Consider the following 16,696-nt stretch of genomic DNA (forward strand, 5'->3'; position numbering starts at 1 on the left):
ATTATCAAAATATAATGAAAAAGATTAATGTTGATCCCTTTGACTTACAAACTTTTCTCTTAATCGGTTAAGCAAATTGATCACCAACCAAACAAGTGCATTGATTAAATTTATGGTAACCAGCACTTCTCCCAGCCAGATGCTGGGTTTGGCGACCAGGATCACCAGAATGGTGATCAGCATAAACGCGATGGAGAAGATGATATACAAAGTGAAATAATCCAGGCTATTACTATTGTTCATGCTACTGACGGCGATCCTGAAAACAATTTCAGATAATTATAGCAAACAAAATAATGAACAATAGTAACAAGACGCAACGAGCTAATTATCTGTCTACAATTGCACCACCACAGAGTCTTTTCGATCATTTTTTAGCCAGGCATCATCATGCTACGTGAATTAGTACATATTTACTCAACAACCACCTTCACCCTCGGTTTTGAGAGAATAATTTTGACTAACTCAATATACGTCACCGGTTTATAGAAATAATACCCCTGCTGAAACGTGATATTATTTTTGTTCAGGTAATCGAGTTGCTCCTTCGTTTCGACACCTTCGGCAACAATACTGATAGAAAGTTTGCGCGCCAGATCCAGCACACAGTCCAGAATTCGGGTGGAATCTGGATCTGCGTTGACCCGACCAACGAAACTGTGATCAATCTTAATATAATCGATGTGCAGATCATGGAGATAAGAAAGTCCCGAGTACCCCGTACCAAAATCATCCAGCGCAATGACAAAGCCATTTTCATGCAGAATATTTAGTCGCTGGACAAGGTTTTCATCAACATGCAAAGCTTCACGCTCAGTAACCTCAAGAACGAGATTCAAATCATGGCGCGTGAAGCTGTCCCGGTATTTCAGACACTCTTCAACAAACGTAGGCGAAATAATATGTGAGGCGCTAAAATTAATCCCTACATGGAAACCTTCCGGCAGTTTACTTGCGATCGCGTTCATTTGTGTGGCGACCTGGTTCATCAGACTTTGGGTGAGCGGAACTATCAACCCTGATTTTTCAGCAAGTGGAATAAATGCTGCGGGTGAAATATATCCTCCGCGAGGATGTTTCCACCTGGCAAGTACTTCTACGCCGCGTAACGTCCCTTCCCGGCCATTAACCACGGGTTGGTAAAAAGGTACAATTTCACCATTGCTTATTGCTCTACGCAGGATCTCTTCAGGTGTGTCACTCTTGTTAAAATATTTATCAAGCAAAAAAGCAGCAGAACAGGAGATTAACAGGCTGAATATCAAAATACCCAAACCTTTATCGATAAGTCTGGTGAAATTAAATAGCGGCGGTTGGTTATAGATAATACTGAAATGATATTCTGTGGAATTTACCCGTCCAGAAAATTGATGGCTGCCATTGAGAGTTGTCACATCTCCTGACGGTCCAATAATGCTATTCCCCACGCGCAAAGTATATTTCACCCCCTTCAACGGCACATTGAGCGCCCCGCGGATATGCTGGTCACTAATTGTCACCAGGATACGCGTATCAGCGAATTGAATCTGATAAAGGAGGATGGGTAATCTATTTACGGTGTCGATCGCCGGAGCCAATAGCAAATTGTTGTCAGATATAACAGGAATACGGGATAGCAGAACCCGATTACCTGGTAGCGATGTACACCAGACTGCACCTTGTTTGAGAATGATGATCGTCCGCAGATGTGGTTTCAGCGCAGCCTCTGTACCTAGTTGGTATTGTTCATCCAGATCGCACCTCTTCCCGGCAATTTTCATTGCCGTTCGAGTCGCCTGTGACGCTTCCTCAAGAATATGATTAATGTTGTTAGCGGCGTACCTCGCCCCCGCCAGGCTCTCTGCTTTTGCGGAATACCAGAGCTGAAAATTCAAAATAGACACACCAGTAAGAAACAAGCACACCGCAACGAGGATGGGGATAAGTGTATTGCGCATTTGCGTGTCCCGGGGCCATTATTTTGTGTTCATTCGCTCAATCTGGCGTCTACAAAGAGCATGGTAGAGAGAACCAGAAATATCCATACTCTTGATGAAATTTTGCCCTCTATGCCGTAACTTAAAGCAGAGAAAAAGCATTGGACAACAAAACGGAACAAGAATATTGGTCAGGCAAAGTTCTCTGTGCCCCCTTCACTTTTATACATAAGCTATCAATAAGTAAGGATATGATGAACTGGCACAACGTCGATGGGGCCTCGCTGGTAAGGTGGGTGTTAATTTTCCAGTACGTGCCCCCGCGTCTTTTCTTCGATAGCGGCGGCTCCAGATCATAAGATGGAGATGCCAGACCATGTCACTCAATAGCCACATCCCAAATCAGCACCAATACATACAGCAAAATCACTAGAATGAATGTGAAACACGGATAGCAGTAATATAAGCCTTACACGTTAAAACAAGAAAAATAACTTTTTCTGATGAACTTACCTAACCAATTAGAATTAAAAAGAAATCACTAATCGCTATATTTAGCAAGTCGGACTATAGGGACAATATAATACAGACTCTGGTTACATAAGACGTTCACTTTTCACAAACCACCACGTTACAAATTGTAAAGATTAACTCTTCCAGTTTGCATTCAACTTGTCTGGTCATATCTAAATAGATATGTAAAATTGATAACGGCTGGTAATCATTCAATACTCGCACTATAGAAAGTTCGCCAGCCTGCCGCAGGCACGTGCTTTCATATGACGTGTCTGCGGTTTCGTTGTGATATTTAAATAGTAGTACTGGTGAATTATGAGCAATCCGAATCCATGCATGACGTGTGGTGCCTGTTGTGCATTTTTCCGCGTCTCTTTTTACTGGGCCGAAGCTGATGATGCAGGCGGCACCATACCGGCTCATCTGACTGAGCAGATATCCCCTTACCACCGATGTATGCGCGGTACTAACCAGAAGAATCCACGCTGTGTTGCCCTGGCTGGAACGCCTGGAAAAAACGCCTGCTGCACAATATACAAGAATCGCTCATCCACATGTAGAGAATTCGCCATGTCTGGCGAACATGGAGAAATTAATGAGGCATGTAATCGCGCCCGAGCTAAATATGGGCTACCGCCAATTTAAAACCGCGCATCCTTAATAAGGCATTCAGGTGTCAAAATCAACCATACCGCGACATTATTGTTGCGGTTTAATTATTAACAATGAAAAATGAAATCATAAAATAACGCATCGACAATAATTAACATCGTTAAAATTAAATATCCTTGCGTGAAAATAGAATATTTTATATTCCCATAGACGAATTTTTTCATGTTATGATATAATATAATACGATGAAAAAACACAAGTTATCAACTTGTCGGTAATGTAAATAAATTTCGAGGAGATCATTCCAGTGGGACGTAAATGGGCCAATATTGTTGCTAAAAAAACGGCTAAAGACGGTGCAACGTCTAAAATATATGCAAAATTCGGTGTAGAAATCTATGCTGCAGCTAAACAAGGTGAACCAGACCCTGAATTAAATACATCTTTAAAATTCGTTATTGAGCGTGCGAAGCAGGCACAAGTTCCAAAACACGTCATTGATAAAGCAATTGATAAAGCTAAAGGTGGCGGAGATGAAACGTTCGTACAAGGACGTTATGAAGGTTTTGGCCCCAATGGTTCAATGATTATCGCCGAAACGTTAACTTCAAATGTTAACCGCACGATTGCTAATGTTCGCACAATTTTCAACAAAAAAGGCGGAAATATCGGAGCGGCAGGTTCTGTCAGCTATATGTTTGACAATACTGGAGTGATTGTATTTAAAGGAACAGATCCTGACCATATTTTTGAAATTTTGCTTGATGCTGAAGTTGATGTTCGCGATGTGACCGAAGAAGAAGGAAATATCGTTATTTATACTGAGCCTACAGACCTTCACAAAGGAATTGCAGCGCTAAAAGCAGCCGGAATTACTGAGTTCTCAACAACAGAATTAGAAATGATTGCTCAATCAGAAGTTGAGCTTTCACCAGAAGATTTAGAAATCTTTGAGGGACTTGTTGATGCCCTTGAAGATGATGATGATGTTCAAAAAGTATATCATAACGTTGCAAATCTCTAATTATGAATTTAAGAAATCTGCCTTTATGGCAGATTTCTTCACCTTATCTTAGATTTACCTAAAAACTCCGCATTAAATCCAGTACCTCTACCGCTCCCGGCATGTTAAGGCATTAGCGCTTTCTGATTTCAGTGATGTAGGTAATGGCAGCATGTTCAACAAAATTGGACACGTCGTCATAGGCTTCTTTACCGACGGGAGAATTGAATGCTGCGATAGCGTCTTCAAGTGAGTCGAACCACAGTTCGGAGAAACCGTCGACGGGGGAATCGGGATATTTTTCCCGATCGATGGGGTTGAGTACATAACCTCTTAAGCCGGGGAGTCTGAGCGCTATCGCTGTATGTACCTCATCCCAGTATTTAACAAAATCGTCGAAGCTCTGTCCTTTTTTACGGGTAAGAAAGCCCACATGTTTGAAACCGTTAGCAGATGACATCATATTCTCCTCTGTATTAATTCATGTTTTTGTAAAACTAGCCGGCGAAATCCGGCATCGTCTTGCAATTTAGATGAAGCGTAATAGAGAAGGTGACTATGGCTGTTTTTCTTCGTGCGATAAACACGCTTTCACTCGTCTCTGAGTAGACATAGATTCTACAAATCGTTTTCAATTTATTGTAAAATAAATCTATGTATACAGGGCTAATACCTCTCACGGACAATTATGAGAAGAACAGATCATCTGGGGGGAATTACGGCTTTTGTCGCCACAGCCCAGCAAGGAAGTTTTACGGCAGCAGCGGAAAAGCTGGGGCTGACAAAGTCTGCCATAGGAAAAAGCGTCAGTCGTCTGGAAGACCGCCTCGGGTTGAAGCTTTTTCAACGTTCCACCCGTCGGTTGAGCCTGACGCCTGATGGCGAGCGTTTTCTTGCCAGTTGCCAGAGCGCAATAGATATCCTGGAGCAGGCTGAGGCGGAACTGACGTCACATACCTGCCAGCCCTCCGGGCGCCTGCGGGTAGATTTACCTGCAGCCTTCGGACGACAGCGCATCCTTCCTATCCTGCTTGATATCACCCGACGCTACCCCGAACTGGCGTTGACCGTTACGTTCAGCGAGCGGTTCGTTGACCTGATTGATGAGGGGATCGATCTTGTCGTTCGCATTGGTGAGCTGTCAGACAGCAGTGGGCTGGTTGCCAGAAGACTGACAACCCAGAAGCTGGTGATCTGCGCCTCTCCAGATTATCTGTTCAACCACGGCGAGCCTGTCAGTATCGATGACCTGAATCACCATCAGTGCGTTGTCGGCTTTCGCCGTAACCAGCCTGTTTCGTGGTTGCTGAAAGAGGGGGATGGTCAAATCAGCCGCTTTGTCCCTCCGCCGACCCATGAGTTTGCCGATGGTGACGCGATGCTCGCTGCTACCCTGGCGGGAGGGGGATTGTCGCAACTCCCCCTCTGGTTGGTGGGCAGATATCTCGACGAGGGTAAATTGCGGGAAGTGCTGCCCGGACACTCCGGCGGAGAGATACCTATCAGCGCGCTGTGGCCAAAAAGCCGCCAACTGCTGCCCAAAATCCGCTATGTAGTGGATACCCTGGTCAGGGCTGCGGAAGACGGCCTGCTTGATTAATTATTCCCTGCTATCGGACCAGAAGGGGTAATCCGTATAGCCTTTTTCATCTCCGCCGTACATCGTTGCCCGGTTAACGTCATTCAACGGCCAGTCATTAACCATTCGTTCCACAAGATCCGGGTTCGCAATGTAAGGCCGACCAAAACCAATCAGGTCAGCTTTCCCCTCCTGGAGATATGCTTCGGCACGCTGCTTATCAAAGCCGCCGGTAATAATCAAAGGTCCGGAATAAGCTGCACGAAATTTTTCAATAAACCCGGCAGGGATGGCCTGTTCTCCCAGTGTTTGCTGGTCGCTCAGATGAACATACGAGAGAGAACGGGCGCTGAGTTTATCAGCAAGCATCAGCCAGGTTTCTTCCTCGCCATCAAAAGGACGCATGTCAAACAGACGCCCGAAGGGAGCCAGGCGGATACCCGTTTTACCTGAGCCGATGGCCGTAGAGATTGCGTCAGTCACTTCCAGAACAAAGCGCAGGCGATTGTCAGTATCCGCGCCACCGTACTCATCCTTGCGAGTATTCAGCCCACCATTAATAAACTGCTCAAGCAGATAGCCATTGGCGGCGTGGATCTCAACACCATCAAAGCCCGCCCGAATAGCATTTTTAGCGGCCTGAACGTAATCCTGCACCACGGCTTTAATCTCGGGGATCGACAGCGCACGGGGTTCCGATACCGGAACCGGACCGGGTTTGCCGTTTTCGTCGCGTGCGTAGCAGGTGGAATTATTGGCTTTAACTGCCACCGAACTGACGGGGGCCTGTCCATTAACCTGCAAACTTGTGTGAGAAATTCGCCCGACGTGCCAAAGTTGAATATAAATTTTTCCGCCAGCGTCGTGGACCGCTTTTGTAACTTTTCCCCATCCCTGCACCTGAGCATCGCTGTAGATTCCGGGAGTGAAAAGATAACCCTGTCCCTGGACGGAGATTTGCGATCCTTCTGTAATAATGAGCCCTGCAGATGCGCGCTGCTGATAATATTTTGCAGTCAGTTCATCTGGAGTATCGTCTGAAATTGCCCGTGAGCGGGTCATTGGTGCCATAACGACGCGATTTGCCAAGTTAGTGTCACCGGCCTGAAACGGGGTAAATAATTTTTCCATTTTTATCTCCTTTACTGGAGGAAGTATGATGGTCTCAACGACGTAATAAAAAAACAGCACTCTGGTCCGAACTAAGTAGACATAATTTCTACATTTAGTGTTCTCTCAGTATTAAGCCGTCATATTTTTGTTTTTAGGTGATGTCCCACGTGGAGATAAAGCCTGCCGCAAAGTTGATGAAGGCTCAGTACATCTGCTTCTGGCACATAACAGTCTTCCAGACAGCGGTCGATATATTCACTCGGCCCCGTATCAGTTCATCCAGTGCGGTTGCTTTGTTCATGGCTTTGATGATGTCCCGTTTCAGGAAATCAATATGCCGGTTATCCAGCTCAAGAAAATGCTGCTGCACCACAGGGGTATTCCGTCGAGAATACTGGCAATTTCACCTGCAATCCGTGAAAGCACAAAAGTACAAAATGCGGTTTCCACCACTTCAGCAGAGTCTCTGGTATTTTCAGCTCCTGTGCGTCGGTCTGCGCACGTGTAAGTTCTGAATAGTACGGACATTCGCACCAAAAATGTCAGCCGACTGCTTTTTGTTGACTTCCATTGTTCATTCCACGGAAAAAACAGAGAAGGAAGCGGCAGAGGCCAAAAAGCCCATTTTCAGTAACTGTCGTTTTCTTTCTTTTTAGGCGGTGTTTTAAATAAAAACATTAAGTTACTGTGAAGAAGAACGAAACGCCTTAAACCGGAAAATTTTCATAAATAGAGAAAACCCGCGCGCCTTCCCCCCCCCGTAGTCTGCCGGATTGCCGGAAAGGGCCTGCAAAATTTTAGTCACCAAGTCCAGTTATAAGAGGAGCATTCCTGTCTCATATTCTCTTTTTCTGCTCCTCACTCTGAGGGAAATAACGATTTTTGGAAGTAATAGCAACCGCAACAGTCTTGCGTAATGATGGCGGCATCATTCATCTCTCGCAGTCTTACGCCTCTCTTCTTTAATCTTGAAATGTGACGGAGTTCCGGCAATGCCCAGAAACCAGCATTACAGGCCGATGTGCCACAGGCGACGCCAGTTGTTATTATCAATGGATTTCATATCCTCACCCCGATGTGCGCGAATAGTGCAGTATGTTTGAAAAGATCGGAGTCTACGGGTTAGTTTTTACAGCAAACATTGTTCACAACAACACTAAAAAACAGAAATTTAAAATAATAGGGTTAAAACCCATGTATTAAATAATAATGCGCGATATGTTTTGTTATTTAGTGTATTGTATACGACCATTTACACAGGAAAAGCCTATGTCAGAACGTAAAGACTCAAAATCACGCCGTAATTATCTCGTTAAATGCTCCTGCCCAAACTGCACCCAAGAATCAGAACACAGTTTTTCCAGAGTACAAAAAGGTGCCCTTTTAATCTGCCCTCATTGCAACAAAGTATTCCAAACAAATCTTAAAGCTGTTGCCTGATTTTTGATTACTTATCAAGAGCTTTGATATTTTAATAATATATTTAAATCAGATAAGAAAAAACCCGCCTGAGCGGGTTTGAGATTGTGGTGCTTTTTGTGGGAGTCACCCACTTACGCACTTTGTTTTACTATGCCAGCAGTTAGCTTCTGCTATTAAACTATTCATACAGCAAACCTGTACTTCACCACAAAATGGGATTCTATATCCATTACTCTATCTGCATCTCTACTCAGGCATCAGCCATCTTCGTTATCGTATACAGTCGAGTCCTGGATTTTAATCGGTAATTATAACATTTGCTGCCGCAGGACCTTTAGCACCACTCTCTACAGAGAAGGTAACCTTTTGACCTTCAAATAAGGTTCGATAATTATCATTCTGAATCGCAGAAAAATGCACAAACACATCTTTACTACCATCAACAGGAGAAATAAAGCCGAAACCTTTATCAGCGTTAAACCATTTTACTAAACCAGTCATTTTATTTGACATTCTACATTCCTTAACTTGAGCCTTTCGGCATAAATGGTTTGTATAACAGAAACGACTTCGTACTTAATTGGAGAGACTCAAAGAAGGAATAAGTGAATAACACCTGAAATGAGAACTGCTTTAGTAAACTACTTCGTATATCGTCTGTTCTTCAAACCGACGCAATCATTAACGCATAGTTGTACACATAGAAGCAATGTTTATTTTAGACATCCAGCCACCCCCTCCAATTTAAAACACAAAAAACTCTCATTAGCGGGTTTTCTACTTTTTCTCAACACCGGATATACAAAGCCCATCGTTGAGAAAATCTCACCCATGTTTTTTGAAGCAAAAAGCAAGCATCATGCCGCCATCTTCGCTGAAAATTATTTATATTGTCAATTTCCTTAACTGCACCTCACATACGCTTCTTCCTGCCAGCACTTTGTAACCAGTTTATCAATAACGTCAGCATATCCTTTATCCCATTGATAATCCGTCATGTCTGGAACCAGCTTCTGGACATGACATCGCACCTGGGGGGCGGTAAACGACTAAACCAATTTCCATTGCAACATCCGCACATCTTATAAACAGGCACGCCATGAAGCCGGATTCTTTTTTATCCAGGGCAATACCTTTACCCTTACACCCTCTGCTCACCGTGCTGACTTCTCCCTTGCCATGACAATACTGACATAGTTTCTTCTCCCACCAGGTTGACGGTATATCCGAGCAGCGTTGGCATTTCGGATAACTTCAGCTCAGGTTTACGCTTCACCTCCACAGAGGTCAAACGCTGGATACAAAAAATTGTATGTGCGCATAAACGTCCCTGTTTAGCGCAGAAGCCACCGGAGTTGTTCAGGCTCCGATAGGGTAATTATGCCGTTTTGATTTCCCAAAAACATCGATACAGTTAAAATACTTTTACTCTCTGGAAGCCTTTCTTAGCCCTCTTGGTGTTATCTTAAAACGATTATGGAATCTTTCAGTAAAACGAGAAGGACACTTATAACCATTTTCTCTGGCAATCTCGCTTATGGATTTTATAGTCGTTTGTATAGCAGACAACGCATTATTTAACCTCACATCGTCCAATATACTTTGAAAACTTACCCCCTCGTTTGCCAGACGGCGATGTAATGTGGAAACAGAAATGTAGAGATATCTCGCAACCTTGTTTGCTGTCCATTTTGCTCCTGGTTCGGATAGCAGCAGGTTATAACAATGACTTATCAGTGATTGTTTACTATCTGATAAAAGTAAATAATTAGCATGATTTACTCCTAACGAAAGTAGAACAGCCATTGATAAATGCTCCTGAATTTGAGTTGAGAAACCTCGAAAAATAGATATTTTTAGCTGCTCCCAACAATATATTAACTCAGGATTCTGAGGTAAACAGAACCCTGTTTTGTTACGTGTTTGATCAGTTACCGCAAAAAAATTTTTGAATTTTTCAATTAGTTCAATGGGAAAGCAAAGCATTTCTGCAAGATAAAGACCTGCTTCTGGATAATTCGCAATATAAAACTCATGTCCACATGGAAATAACATTATTTGATTATTATCAACAGTCCCAGATATATCATTCAGCGAGGAGCTAATGCCAATGGTGCATGGATTCGCTGGTCAGATGGTGCAATAGAAGTCTTTGGAACGGGTGGGTCTAATGATAATGGACTGGCTAAAGTCGTTTACCCAATTGCACTGCCTAAACTTTCACGTTTTATCAGTATCGCGGAAAGAATAAGAACAGATTACGAGAGCACACCTAATAATGTTCACGTTTCAATGATCGTGGATGATCAGGTAACAAATACCGGTTTTTATGCCCGCTGCCAGATGTACGACGGCAGACCATCATCAAATGCTTTTTCCTGGAGGGTTTATTGTGCGCCTGTTTAATCCAGTTACTTTGACTGAAGTAATCCCCGGTCTTCATGATGTGACCGGGGCTATTGAATTACCGGAGGACAACTGGTTTTTTACTATGACAGAAATTCCTCAGGGCATGGAGCTAACAATTAATGAGAAAGGGGAACCAATATTGATTGAGGTTAATCAGTCTCAAGGAAAGCAGGCCAAATAATATCAGGCGCGGTGCTGGTATCTGTTGCCGTCACCGCGTCAATGTAATCCAGCACGGCGTTAAGCCGGGTTGTTTCTGCCTGCATCAGCTTCCGTCCGGCCTGTAATTTCAGCTGAATCAGACTGATGGAAGCCATTGCAGCATCAATCAGTGACTGACGCTGTGCTTCTGCCGCGTCTACTGCGGCGCTATGCTGTGCCTCAGTATCGGTCACCCATTTCTCACCATCCCATTTATCGTATGGTGTTAACGGGGCGATAGTTGTGGTATTTTCAGGGTAATCACCCGGAGCTGTGATTTCTTTTGACTCTCCCGTTTTGGTGCTATAGACGATTTCACCGCGATGGTCTGGCACATATTCCCATGAGTTAAAATTTGCAGAACGACATATAGCATAACCCACCTTATATGTGCCAGGGGCATCTAAACAGGAATATGCAGGAATACCGACACCAATGGCAAGATATTCAGTTGAAGCTGAAATATATTCCTGCGTCTCACTATCATAGTTATAAACGGTAATATCCCCCGACTTTGTAGCAATAAGCTCACTATTTAATATTGCTTTATCCATTATGCTGCTCTCACGATATAGTTAAATGCAATGTTTCGAGGGCGATTCTCTGATGCTGTTGGTACAACCCTGGATGCATCAAAACTGAATCCTGTGTAAGGGGTATTTTTTGTTTCATATGTGCCGAGGTTATTATAGATATTTCGCGTAGTTTGAGATGCTAAGGCAAAAGCACCAGTACCAGTCTGTAACCTGAAAGTTGCTGTATCAATGGTGCCTTTAACTTCATTTATAAATCCTGTTATATTCCGAATGGTATCTCCCTGTGACGAAAGCAAGCTACGGTTAGTATCAATCCCTCTTCCAGAGGCTGTAAAGTGATTGAAAAATAAGCGCTTTTAAAATTTTTATATTATAAACAAAAGTTTAAATTAATTTTTAATTGATTTTCAATGTTTATTATCGACAGCTAAATTATTTTTTTGGCTGATACTGATATCGTTTTTAGCCGGGAAGCATCTGGCGGCGTTGTTGGCTAAGTTTTCGGTATTGTTGCGGCGACATGCCGACATATTTGCCGAACGTGCTGTAAAAACGACTACTCGAACGAAAGCCTGCCGTCAGTGCAATATCGAGAATACTTTTATCGGTATCGCTCAGTAATGCGCGAACGTGGTTGATGCGCATCGCAGTAATGTACTGTTTCATCGTCAACTGCATGACCCGCTGAAATATCCCCATTGCATAATTGGCATTAAGTTTGACGTGCTCGGCCACATCGTTGATGGTCAGCGCCTGATCATAGTTATCCGCAATAAAGCCCAGCATCTGGCTGACATAAAACTGCGCATGGCGCGAGACGCTATTTTTGTGCGTGCGCGAAGTTTTATTGACCAGAATAGGCTCCCAGCCGGAGAGGCTAAATCGCTTGAGCATCAGGCCAATTTCATCAATGGCGAGCTGGCGGATTTGCTCGTTTGGGTTGTTCAACTCCTGCTGCCAGCGGCGTACTTCAAACGGACTAAGTTGCTGTGCCACCAGTGATTTAATCACCATGCCGTGAGTCACATGGTTTATAAGGTCTTTATCCAGTGGCCAGGAGAGAAACAAATGCATTGGCAGATTAAAAATTGCCATGCTCTTGCAGGTTCCGGTATCGGTTAGCTGGTGCGGCGTACAGGCCCAGAACAGCGTGATATGGCCTTGATTGATACTTACGTGTTCATTGTTGATCAGGTATTCCACATCGCCATCGAAAGGCACATTTACCTCAACCTGACCATGCCAGTGGCTGGAGGTCATGACATGCGGCGCGCGAAATTCAATTTCCATCCGCTGATATTCCGAGTATAGCGACAGCGGGCTGCGGCTCTGCTTTTCATCACTGCTGCACATAAATGTGTCTGTATTCATCGATAACCCTCTTTCCTGGATTATCAGAATCATGGCAGAAGTTGGCAGGGGTGACTGCGAATGACGACACAAAACGTAAAGAGAGAGGAATGGACAGGGCTTTATAAGGGCTAATTACTCTGTTTTTTAGGCAATTTATTCCCGAAAACTCAGATTTACTGCTAAGCAACCCAGGATCTGAGTTTTTGGGAATGCTCAACGGGGAAGCCGGAGGTTTTCTGCGAAATCGCCTGCCATGATGAAATCATTCAAGCAAGCCAGGAGACCTGAATGATGTCTGCACCCAAAATTACTTTTATCGGCGCTGGTTCGACGATTTTCGTTAAAAATATTCTTGGTGATGTGTTTCATCGCGAGGCGCTGAAAACGGCGCATATTGCCCTGATGGATATCGATCCCACCCGCCTGGAAGAGTCGCACATTGTGGTGCGTAAGCTGATGGATTCAGCAGGAGCCAGCGGCAAAATTACCTGTCATACCCAACAGAAAGAAGCCTTACAGGATGCTGATTTCGTGGTGGTGGCATTTCAGATTGGCGGTTATGAACCCTGTACGGTCACCGATTTTGAGGTTTGTAAGCGTCACGGTCTGGAACAAACTATTGCCGACACGTTGGGGCCGGGCGGCATTATGCGCGCGCTGCGTACCATTCCGCATCTGTGGCAGATTTGTGAGGACATGACGGAAGTGTGCCCCGACGCCACCATGCTGAACTACGTTAACCCGATGGCGATGAATACCTGGGCAATGTATGCCCGCTATCCGCATATCAAACAGGTAGGGTTGTGCCATTCGGTGCAGGGAACGGCGGAAGAACTGGCGCGCGATCTCAATATCGATCCCGCTACACTGCGTTATCGTTGTGCAGGTATCAACCATATGGCGTTCTACCTGGAGCTGGAGCGCAAAACCGCAGACGGCAGTTACGTGAATCTCTATCCGGAACTGCTGGCAGCCTATGATGCGGGCCAGGCACCGAAGCCGAATATTCATGGTAATCCCCGCTGCCAGAATATTGTGCGCTATGAAATGTTCAAAAAGCTGGGCTACTTCGTCACGGAATCATCAGAACACTTTGCTGAATATACGCCGTGGTTTATTAAGCCAGGCCGTGAGGATTTGATTGAACGTTATAAAGTGCCGCTGGATGAGTACCCGAAACGCTGCGTTGAGCAACTGGCGAACTGGCATAAAGAGCTGGAGGAGTATAAGAATGCGTCCCGGATTGATATTAAACCGTCGCGGGAATATGCCAGCACAATCATGAACGCTATCTGGACCGGTGAACCGAGTGTGATTTATGGCAACGTTCGTAACGATGGCCTGATTGATAACCTGCCGCAAGGATGTTGCGTGGAAGTCGCCTGTCTGGTTGATGCTAATGGCATTCAGCCGACTAAAGTCGGTACGCTACCTTCGCATCTGGCAGCACTGATGCAAACCAATATCAACGTACAAACGCTGCTGACGGAAGCGATTCTCACGGAAAATCGTGACCGTGTTTACCACGCTGCGATGATGGATCCGCACACCGCCGCTGTGCTGAGCATTGACGAAATTTATGCTCTTGTTGACGACCTGATTACCGCCCACGGCAACTGGCTACCCGGCTGGTTGCACCGCTAATACGCTACTGCGCCGGGGTATGTCTTCCGGCGCACACCTCTGACGATACCAATAACAGAAGGCGGGCGTTGGTAACAGCGACCCGATACCCTATGAGCATTTCAATGACGACAAAACTCAGTTATGGATTTGGAGCGTTCGGGAAGGATTTTGCGATCGGCATTGTGTATATGTACCTGATGTATTACTACACCGATGTTGTCGGGCTGTCGGTTGGTTTGATTGGTACTTTGTTTCTGGTGGCGAGGATCTGGGATGCTATTAACGATCCGATTATGGGGTGGATTGTAAATGCTACGCGATCGCGATGGGGTAAGTTTAAGCCCTGGATCCTGATCGGTACGTTGGCTAACTCTGTAATCTTATTTCTTCTCTTTAGCGCGCATCTGTTTGAAGGTACTACTCAGATTGTCTTTGTTTGCGTGACCTACATTCTTTGGGGCATGACTTACACCATCATGGATATTCCCTTCTGGTCACTGGTTCCAACCATAACCCTCGATAAACGTGAGCGAGAACAACTGGTTCCTTATCCGCGCTTTTTTGCCAGTCTGGCGGGTTTTGTTACGGCGGGCGTGACGCTGCCATTTGTTAATTATGTCGGCGGCGGCGATCGGGGATTTGGCTTTCAGATGTTCACACTGGTGCTGATTGCGTTTTTTATTGTGTCGACCATCATCACTCTGCGTAATGTGCATGAAGTCTTTTCGTCAGATAATCAATCGTCTGTCGGAGAAAAACACCTGACACTAAAAGCCATCATTGCGCTTATTTATAAAAACGATCAGCTTTCCTGCCTGTTGGGAATGGCTCTTGCTTATAATATTGCCAGCAACATTATCACCGGCTTTGCTATCTATTATTTCTCGTATGTTATCGGTGATGCGGATCTGTTTCCCTATTACCTGTCGTATGCGGGAGCAGCTAACCTGGTGACGTTAGTGTTCTTCCCGCGTTTAGTTAAATCATTATCCCGACGTATTTTATGGGCCGGAGCCTCTATTCTTCCGGTATTAAGCTGTGGTGTTCTTCTGTTGATGGCATTAGTGGGCTATCACAACGTCGCTCTTATTGTGATAGCCGGTATTTTGCTGAATGTGGGGACGGCGCTGTTCTGGGTATTACAGGTCATCATGGTGGCAGATACCGTTGACTACGGTGAATATAAATTGCACATCCGCTGTGAGAGCATTGCTTATTCCGTGCAGACGATGGTGGTGAAGGGCGGTTCGGCATTTGCGGCTTTTTTCATTGCAGTTGTGTTGGGGATGATTGGCTATGTCCCGAATGTTGAACAGTCTACGCAAGCCATATTAGGTATGCAGTTTATTATGATTGCTCTACCTGCTCTGTTCTTCATGGTCACGCTGATTCTCTACTTCCGTTTCTATCGCCTCAATGGCGACACGCTGCGCAGGATCCAGATCCATCTGCTGGATAAATATCGTAAAGTGCCCCCCGTACCTGTTCATGCTGATATTCCGGTCGGTGCAGTGAGCGATGTGAAAGCCTGACGGACGTTGGCAATAGCGAATGAAAACATTGCCTGATGCGACGCTGGCGCGTCTTATCAGGCCTACAATAAGAAATGTAATTGATTGAATTTGCACATTTTGTGGGCAAAATAAGGCGTTTACGCCGCATCCGGCATAAACAAAACGCAGGTTGTCATCCGGTTATCAAGCCATAGCGCCGTAACTGGTGGCAGTGAAAGCGAGCGAGGAATATCACCGCGGTTAATGCGCCCAGCAGCGCACAGAACATATCGGATTGCGTATCCCACTGGTCGCCCTGGGTGCCGAGAAAATCATCCGCGCCCTGGCCCATCGCCAACGCTGCCCACCACTCAACCAATTCATACATTGCGCTTATCGCCAGCGCCACGCAGCAGACCAGAAACGCTACCATTTTACGTCCGCGCACGTACATCCCACGCACAAGGATCTCTCGCGCCACCAGTGCAGGCACCAGCCCCTGAAAAAAGTGCCCCAGCTTGTCATACGGATTACGACTCAGCCCCAGCCATTCCTGCACTTCAAAACCGATGGGAACTTTTGCGTAGGTATACTGACCGCCAACCATCAGGATGATGGCGTGAAAGAAAATCAGCGTATAGAGCAAGGGCGTTAATGGATAACGTCTGGCGGTGGCAAGCAGCAACGGTACGACAATAATCACTGGCGTCACTTCCATCAACCAGGTCAGTTTGTCATGAGCCGAAATGCCGGTGTAAATCAGGATGAATGTTAGCGCCAACGCGCCAGTGTTAAGAATTAACGGCTTGAGTGTGCGGATCATGGTGAGTTCGCAAGTCAGGGAAAATACTGACTATTCACCAGTAAGCGTGAAATTACAATCGCAAAAGAGGTGGCCCGGGGGGATCACCTGGCAG

At 45.2% G+C, this 16,696-nt stretch carries 16 protein-coding genes and 4 pseudogenes; 8 read left to right on the plus strand and 12 right to left on the minus strand.

Annotated features, from left to right (window positions below; translation table 11 throughout):
* Positions 1 to 24 precede the first annotated feature (24 nt).
* From ymgF to ESM_RS1000000129605, 3 genes and pseudogenes are all read right to left on the minus strand, one after another.
* Positions 25 to 243, minus strand: coding sequence for a cell division-associated protein YmgF (gene ymgF, locus ESM_RS0102945; protein ID WP_001065870.1), 219 nt, complete (start codon positions 241 to 243; stop codon positions 25 to 27).
* 170 nt (positions 244 to 413) lie between these two features.
* A complete protein-coding gene (locus tag ESM_RS0102950; protein WP_001246517.1) occupies positions 414 to 1,937 on the minus strand; it encodes an EAL domain-containing protein in 1,524 nt (507 codons plus the stop codon).
* A 672-nt stretch (positions 1,938 to 2,609) separates the two neighbouring features.
* Positions 2,610 to 2,695 (minus strand): annotated as a pseudogene (locus ESM_RS1000000129605) (capsid protein); the annotation flags it as partial.
* Positions 2,696 to 2,747: 52 nt separating this feature from the next.
* On the opposite strand from ESM_RS1000000129605, the gene ESM_RS01000000123900 reads away from it, so the two are divergent.
* Together ESM_RS01000000123900 and ESM_RS0102955 are read left to right on the plus strand one after the other, a co-directional pair.
* Positions 2,748 to 3,077 carry a YkgJ family cysteine cluster protein gene (locus ESM_RS01000000123900; RefSeq protein ID WP_010376212.1) on the plus strand — a complete coding sequence of 110 codons (330 nt, stop codon included), beginning with the start codon at positions 2,748 to 2,750 and terminating at the stop codon, positions 3,075 to 3,077.
* A gap of 274 nt (positions 3,078 to 3,351) precedes the next feature.
* A complete protein-coding gene (locus ESM_RS0102955) occupies positions 3,352 to 4,068 on the plus strand; it encodes a YebC/PmpR family DNA-binding transcriptional regulator (RefSeq protein WP_000532916.1) in 717 nt (238 codons plus the stop codon).
* Positions 4,069 to 4,180: 112 nt separating this feature from the next.
* On the opposite strand, the gene ESM_RS0102960 is transcribed toward ESM_RS0102955, so the two are convergent.
* On the minus strand, positions 4,181 to 4,507 hold the full coding sequence (locus ESM_RS0102960) for an EthD family reductase (protein WP_000092982.1): 327 nt from the start codon (positions 4,505 to 4,507) through the stop codon (positions 4,181 to 4,183).
* Positions 4,508 to 4,735: 228 nt separating this feature from the next.
* Between ESM_RS0102960 and ESM_RS0102965 the strand changes: the two genes are divergently transcribed.
* On the plus strand, positions 4,736 to 5,647 hold the full coding sequence (locus ESM_RS0102965) for a LysR family transcriptional regulator (protein ID WP_001254781.1): 912 nt from the start codon (positions 4,736 to 4,738) through the stop codon (positions 5,645 to 5,647).
* On the opposite strand, the gene ESM_RS0102970 is transcribed toward ESM_RS0102965, so the two are convergent.
* Positions 5,648 to 6,757: an alkene reductase gene (locus ESM_RS0102970; RefSeq protein WP_000413047.1), complete on the minus strand. Its 1,110-nt coding sequence runs from the start codon at positions 6,755 to 6,757 to the stop codon at positions 5,648 to 5,650.
* A gap of 184 nt (positions 6,758 to 6,941) precedes the next feature.
* A pseudogene (locus ESM_RS01000000123905) lies at positions 6,942 to 7,248 on the minus strand (terminase small subunit); the annotation flags it as partial.
* Positions 7,249 to 8,008: 760 nt separating this feature from the next.
* Here ESM_RS01000000123905 and ynfU point away from each other — a divergent pair.
* Positions 8,009 to 8,179 carry a putative zinc-binding protein YnfU gene (gene ynfU, locus ESM_RS1000000128985; RefSeq protein WP_001405948.1) on the plus strand — a complete coding sequence of 57 codons (171 nt, stop codon included), beginning with the start codon at positions 8,009 to 8,011 and terminating at the stop codon, positions 8,177 to 8,179.
* Positions 8,180 to 8,458: 279 nt separating this feature from the next.
* On the opposite strand, the gene cspB is transcribed toward ynfU, so the two are convergent.
* The 3 genes and pseudogenes from cspB to ESM_RS01000000123910 all read right to left on the minus strand — a co-directional run.
* A complete protein-coding gene (gene cspB / locus ESM_RS0102980) occupies positions 8,459 to 8,674 on the minus strand; it encodes a cold shock-like protein CspB (protein ID WP_000066486.1) in 216 nt (71 codons plus the stop codon).
* 372 nt (positions 8,675 to 9,046) lie between these two features.
* Positions 9,047 to 9,370, minus strand: a pseudogene (locus ESM_RS1000000128275) (antitermination protein Q); the annotation flags it as partial.
* Positions 9,371 to 9,586: 216 nt separating this feature from the next.
* A pseudogene (locus ESM_RS01000000123910) lies at positions 9,587 to 10,237 on the minus strand (helix-turn-helix transcriptional regulator); the annotation flags it as partial.
* Here ESM_RS01000000123910 and ESM_RS1000000126165 point away from each other — a divergent pair.
* Together ESM_RS1000000126165 and ESM_RS0102985 are read left to right on the plus strand one after the other, a co-directional pair.
* Positions 10,220 to 10,567 carry a hypothetical protein gene (locus ESM_RS1000000126165; protein WP_237708209.1) on the plus strand — a complete coding sequence of 116 codons (348 nt, stop codon included), beginning with the start codon at positions 10,220 to 10,222 and terminating at the stop codon, positions 10,565 to 10,567. The pseudogene ESM_RS01000000123910 and the gene ESM_RS1000000126165 overlap by 18 nt on opposite strands.
* Positions 10,554 to 10,751 carry a hypothetical protein gene (locus tag ESM_RS0102985; RefSeq protein WP_059221482.1) on the plus strand — a complete coding sequence of 66 codons (198 nt, stop codon included), beginning with the start codon at positions 10,554 to 10,556 and terminating at the stop codon, positions 10,749 to 10,751. Before ESM_RS1000000126165 ends, ESM_RS0102985 begins: the two co-directional genes overlap by 14 nt.
* Here the strand turns inward: ESM_RS0102985 and ESM_RS0102990 are convergent.
* Positions 10,720 to 11,325 (minus strand): tail fiber assembly protein, encoded by a 606-nt coding sequence (locus ESM_RS0102990; RefSeq protein WP_000356379.1) that lies wholly within the window; start codon positions 11,323 to 11,325, stop codon positions 10,720 to 10,722. The two genes, ESM_RS0102985 and ESM_RS0102990, sit on opposite strands and share 32 nt — an antisense overlap.
* A gap of 444 nt (positions 11,326 to 11,769) precedes the next feature.
* The gene (gene melR, locus ESM_RS0103000) at positions 11,770 to 12,678 is read right to left on the minus strand and encodes a transcriptional regulator MelR (protein WP_001090748.1); all 909 of its coding nucleotides are present in this window, start codon (positions 12,676 to 12,678) and stop codon (positions 11,770 to 11,772) included.
* A gap of 270 nt (positions 12,679 to 12,948) precedes the next feature.
* Here melR and melA point away from each other — a divergent pair, with 270 nt between their 5' ends.
* Together melA and melB are read left to right on the plus strand one after the other, a co-directional pair.
* Positions 12,949 to 14,304 (plus strand): alpha-galactosidase, encoded by a 1,356-nt coding sequence (gene melA / locus ESM_RS0103005; protein WP_000986613.1) that lies wholly within the window; start codon positions 12,949 to 12,951, stop codon positions 14,302 to 14,304.
* A 92-nt stretch (positions 14,305 to 14,396) separates the two neighbouring features.
* A complete protein-coding gene (melB, locus tag ESM_RS0103010) occupies positions 14,397 to 15,818 on the plus strand; it encodes a melibiose:sodium transporter MelB (RefSeq protein WP_000028086.1) in 1,422 nt (473 codons plus the stop codon).
* A gap of 154 nt (positions 15,819 to 15,972) precedes the next feature.
* Here the strand turns inward: melB and ESM_RS0103015 are convergent, their stop codons facing one another.
* Entirely contained in the window at positions 15,973 to 16,602 is a 630-nt protein-coding gene (locus ESM_RS0103015) for a DUF2238 domain-containing protein (RefSeq protein WP_000621498.1), read from the minus strand.
* Positions 16,603 to 16,696: the final 94 nt, after the last annotated feature.

The organism is Escherichia sp. TW09308 (genome assembly GCF_000208565.1).
Classification (GTDB): Bacteria; Pseudomonadota; Gammaproteobacteria; order Enterobacterales; family Enterobacteriaceae; genus Escherichia; species Escherichia marmotae.

What these genes read in the sequence shown, in the direction of transcription:
- ymgF (WP_001065870.1), bottom strand. Translation starts at nt 243, where the DNA reads ATGAACAATAGTAATAGCCTGGATTATTTCACTTTGTATATCATCTTC.
- ESM_RS0102950 (WP_001246517.1), bottom strand. Translation starts at nt 1,937, where the DNA reads ATGCGCAATACACTTATCCCCATCCTCGTTGCGGTGTGCTTGTTTCTT.
- ESM_RS01000000123900 (WP_010376212.1), top strand. Translation starts at nt 2,748, where the DNA reads ATGAGCAATCCGAATCCATGCATGACGTGTGGTGCCTGTTGTGCATTT.
- ESM_RS0102960 (WP_000092982.1), bottom strand. Translation starts at nt 4,507, where the DNA reads ATGTCATCTGCTAACGGTTTCAAACATGTGGGCTTTCTTACCCGTAAA.
- ESM_RS0102965 (WP_001254781.1), top strand. Translation starts at nt 4,736, where the DNA reads ATGAGAAGAACAGATCATCTGGGGGGAATTACGGCTTTTGTCGCCACA.
- ESM_RS0102970 (WP_000413047.1), bottom strand. Translation starts at nt 6,757, where the DNA reads ATGGAAAAATTATTTACCCCGTTTCAGGCCGGTGACACTAACTTGGCA.
- ynfU (WP_001405948.1), top strand. Translation starts at nt 8,009, where the DNA reads ATGTCAGAACGTAAAGACTCAAAATCACGCCGTAATTATCTCGTTAAA.
- cspB (WP_000066486.1), bottom strand. Translation starts at nt 8,674, where the DNA reads ATGTCAAATAAAATGACTGGTTTAGTAAAATGGTTTAACGCTGATAAA.
- ESM_RS0102990 (WP_000356379.1), bottom strand. Translation starts at nt 11,325, where the DNA reads ATGGATAAAGCAATATTAAATAGTGAGCTTATTGCTACAAAGTCGGGG.
- melR (WP_001090748.1), bottom strand. Translation starts at nt 12,678, where the DNA reads ATGAATACAGACACATTTATGTGCAGCAGTGATGAAAAGCAGAGCCGC.
- melA (WP_000986613.1), top strand. Translation starts at nt 12,949, where the DNA reads ATGATGTCTGCACCCAAAATTACTTTTATCGGCGCTGGTTCGACGATT.
- melB (WP_000028086.1), top strand. Translation starts at nt 14,397, where the DNA reads ATGAGCATTTCAATGACGACAAAACTCAGTTATGGATTTGGAGCGTTC.
- ESM_RS0103015 (WP_000621498.1), bottom strand. Translation starts at nt 16,602, where the DNA reads ATGATCCGCACACTCAAGCCGTTAATTCTTAACACTGGCGCGTTGGCG.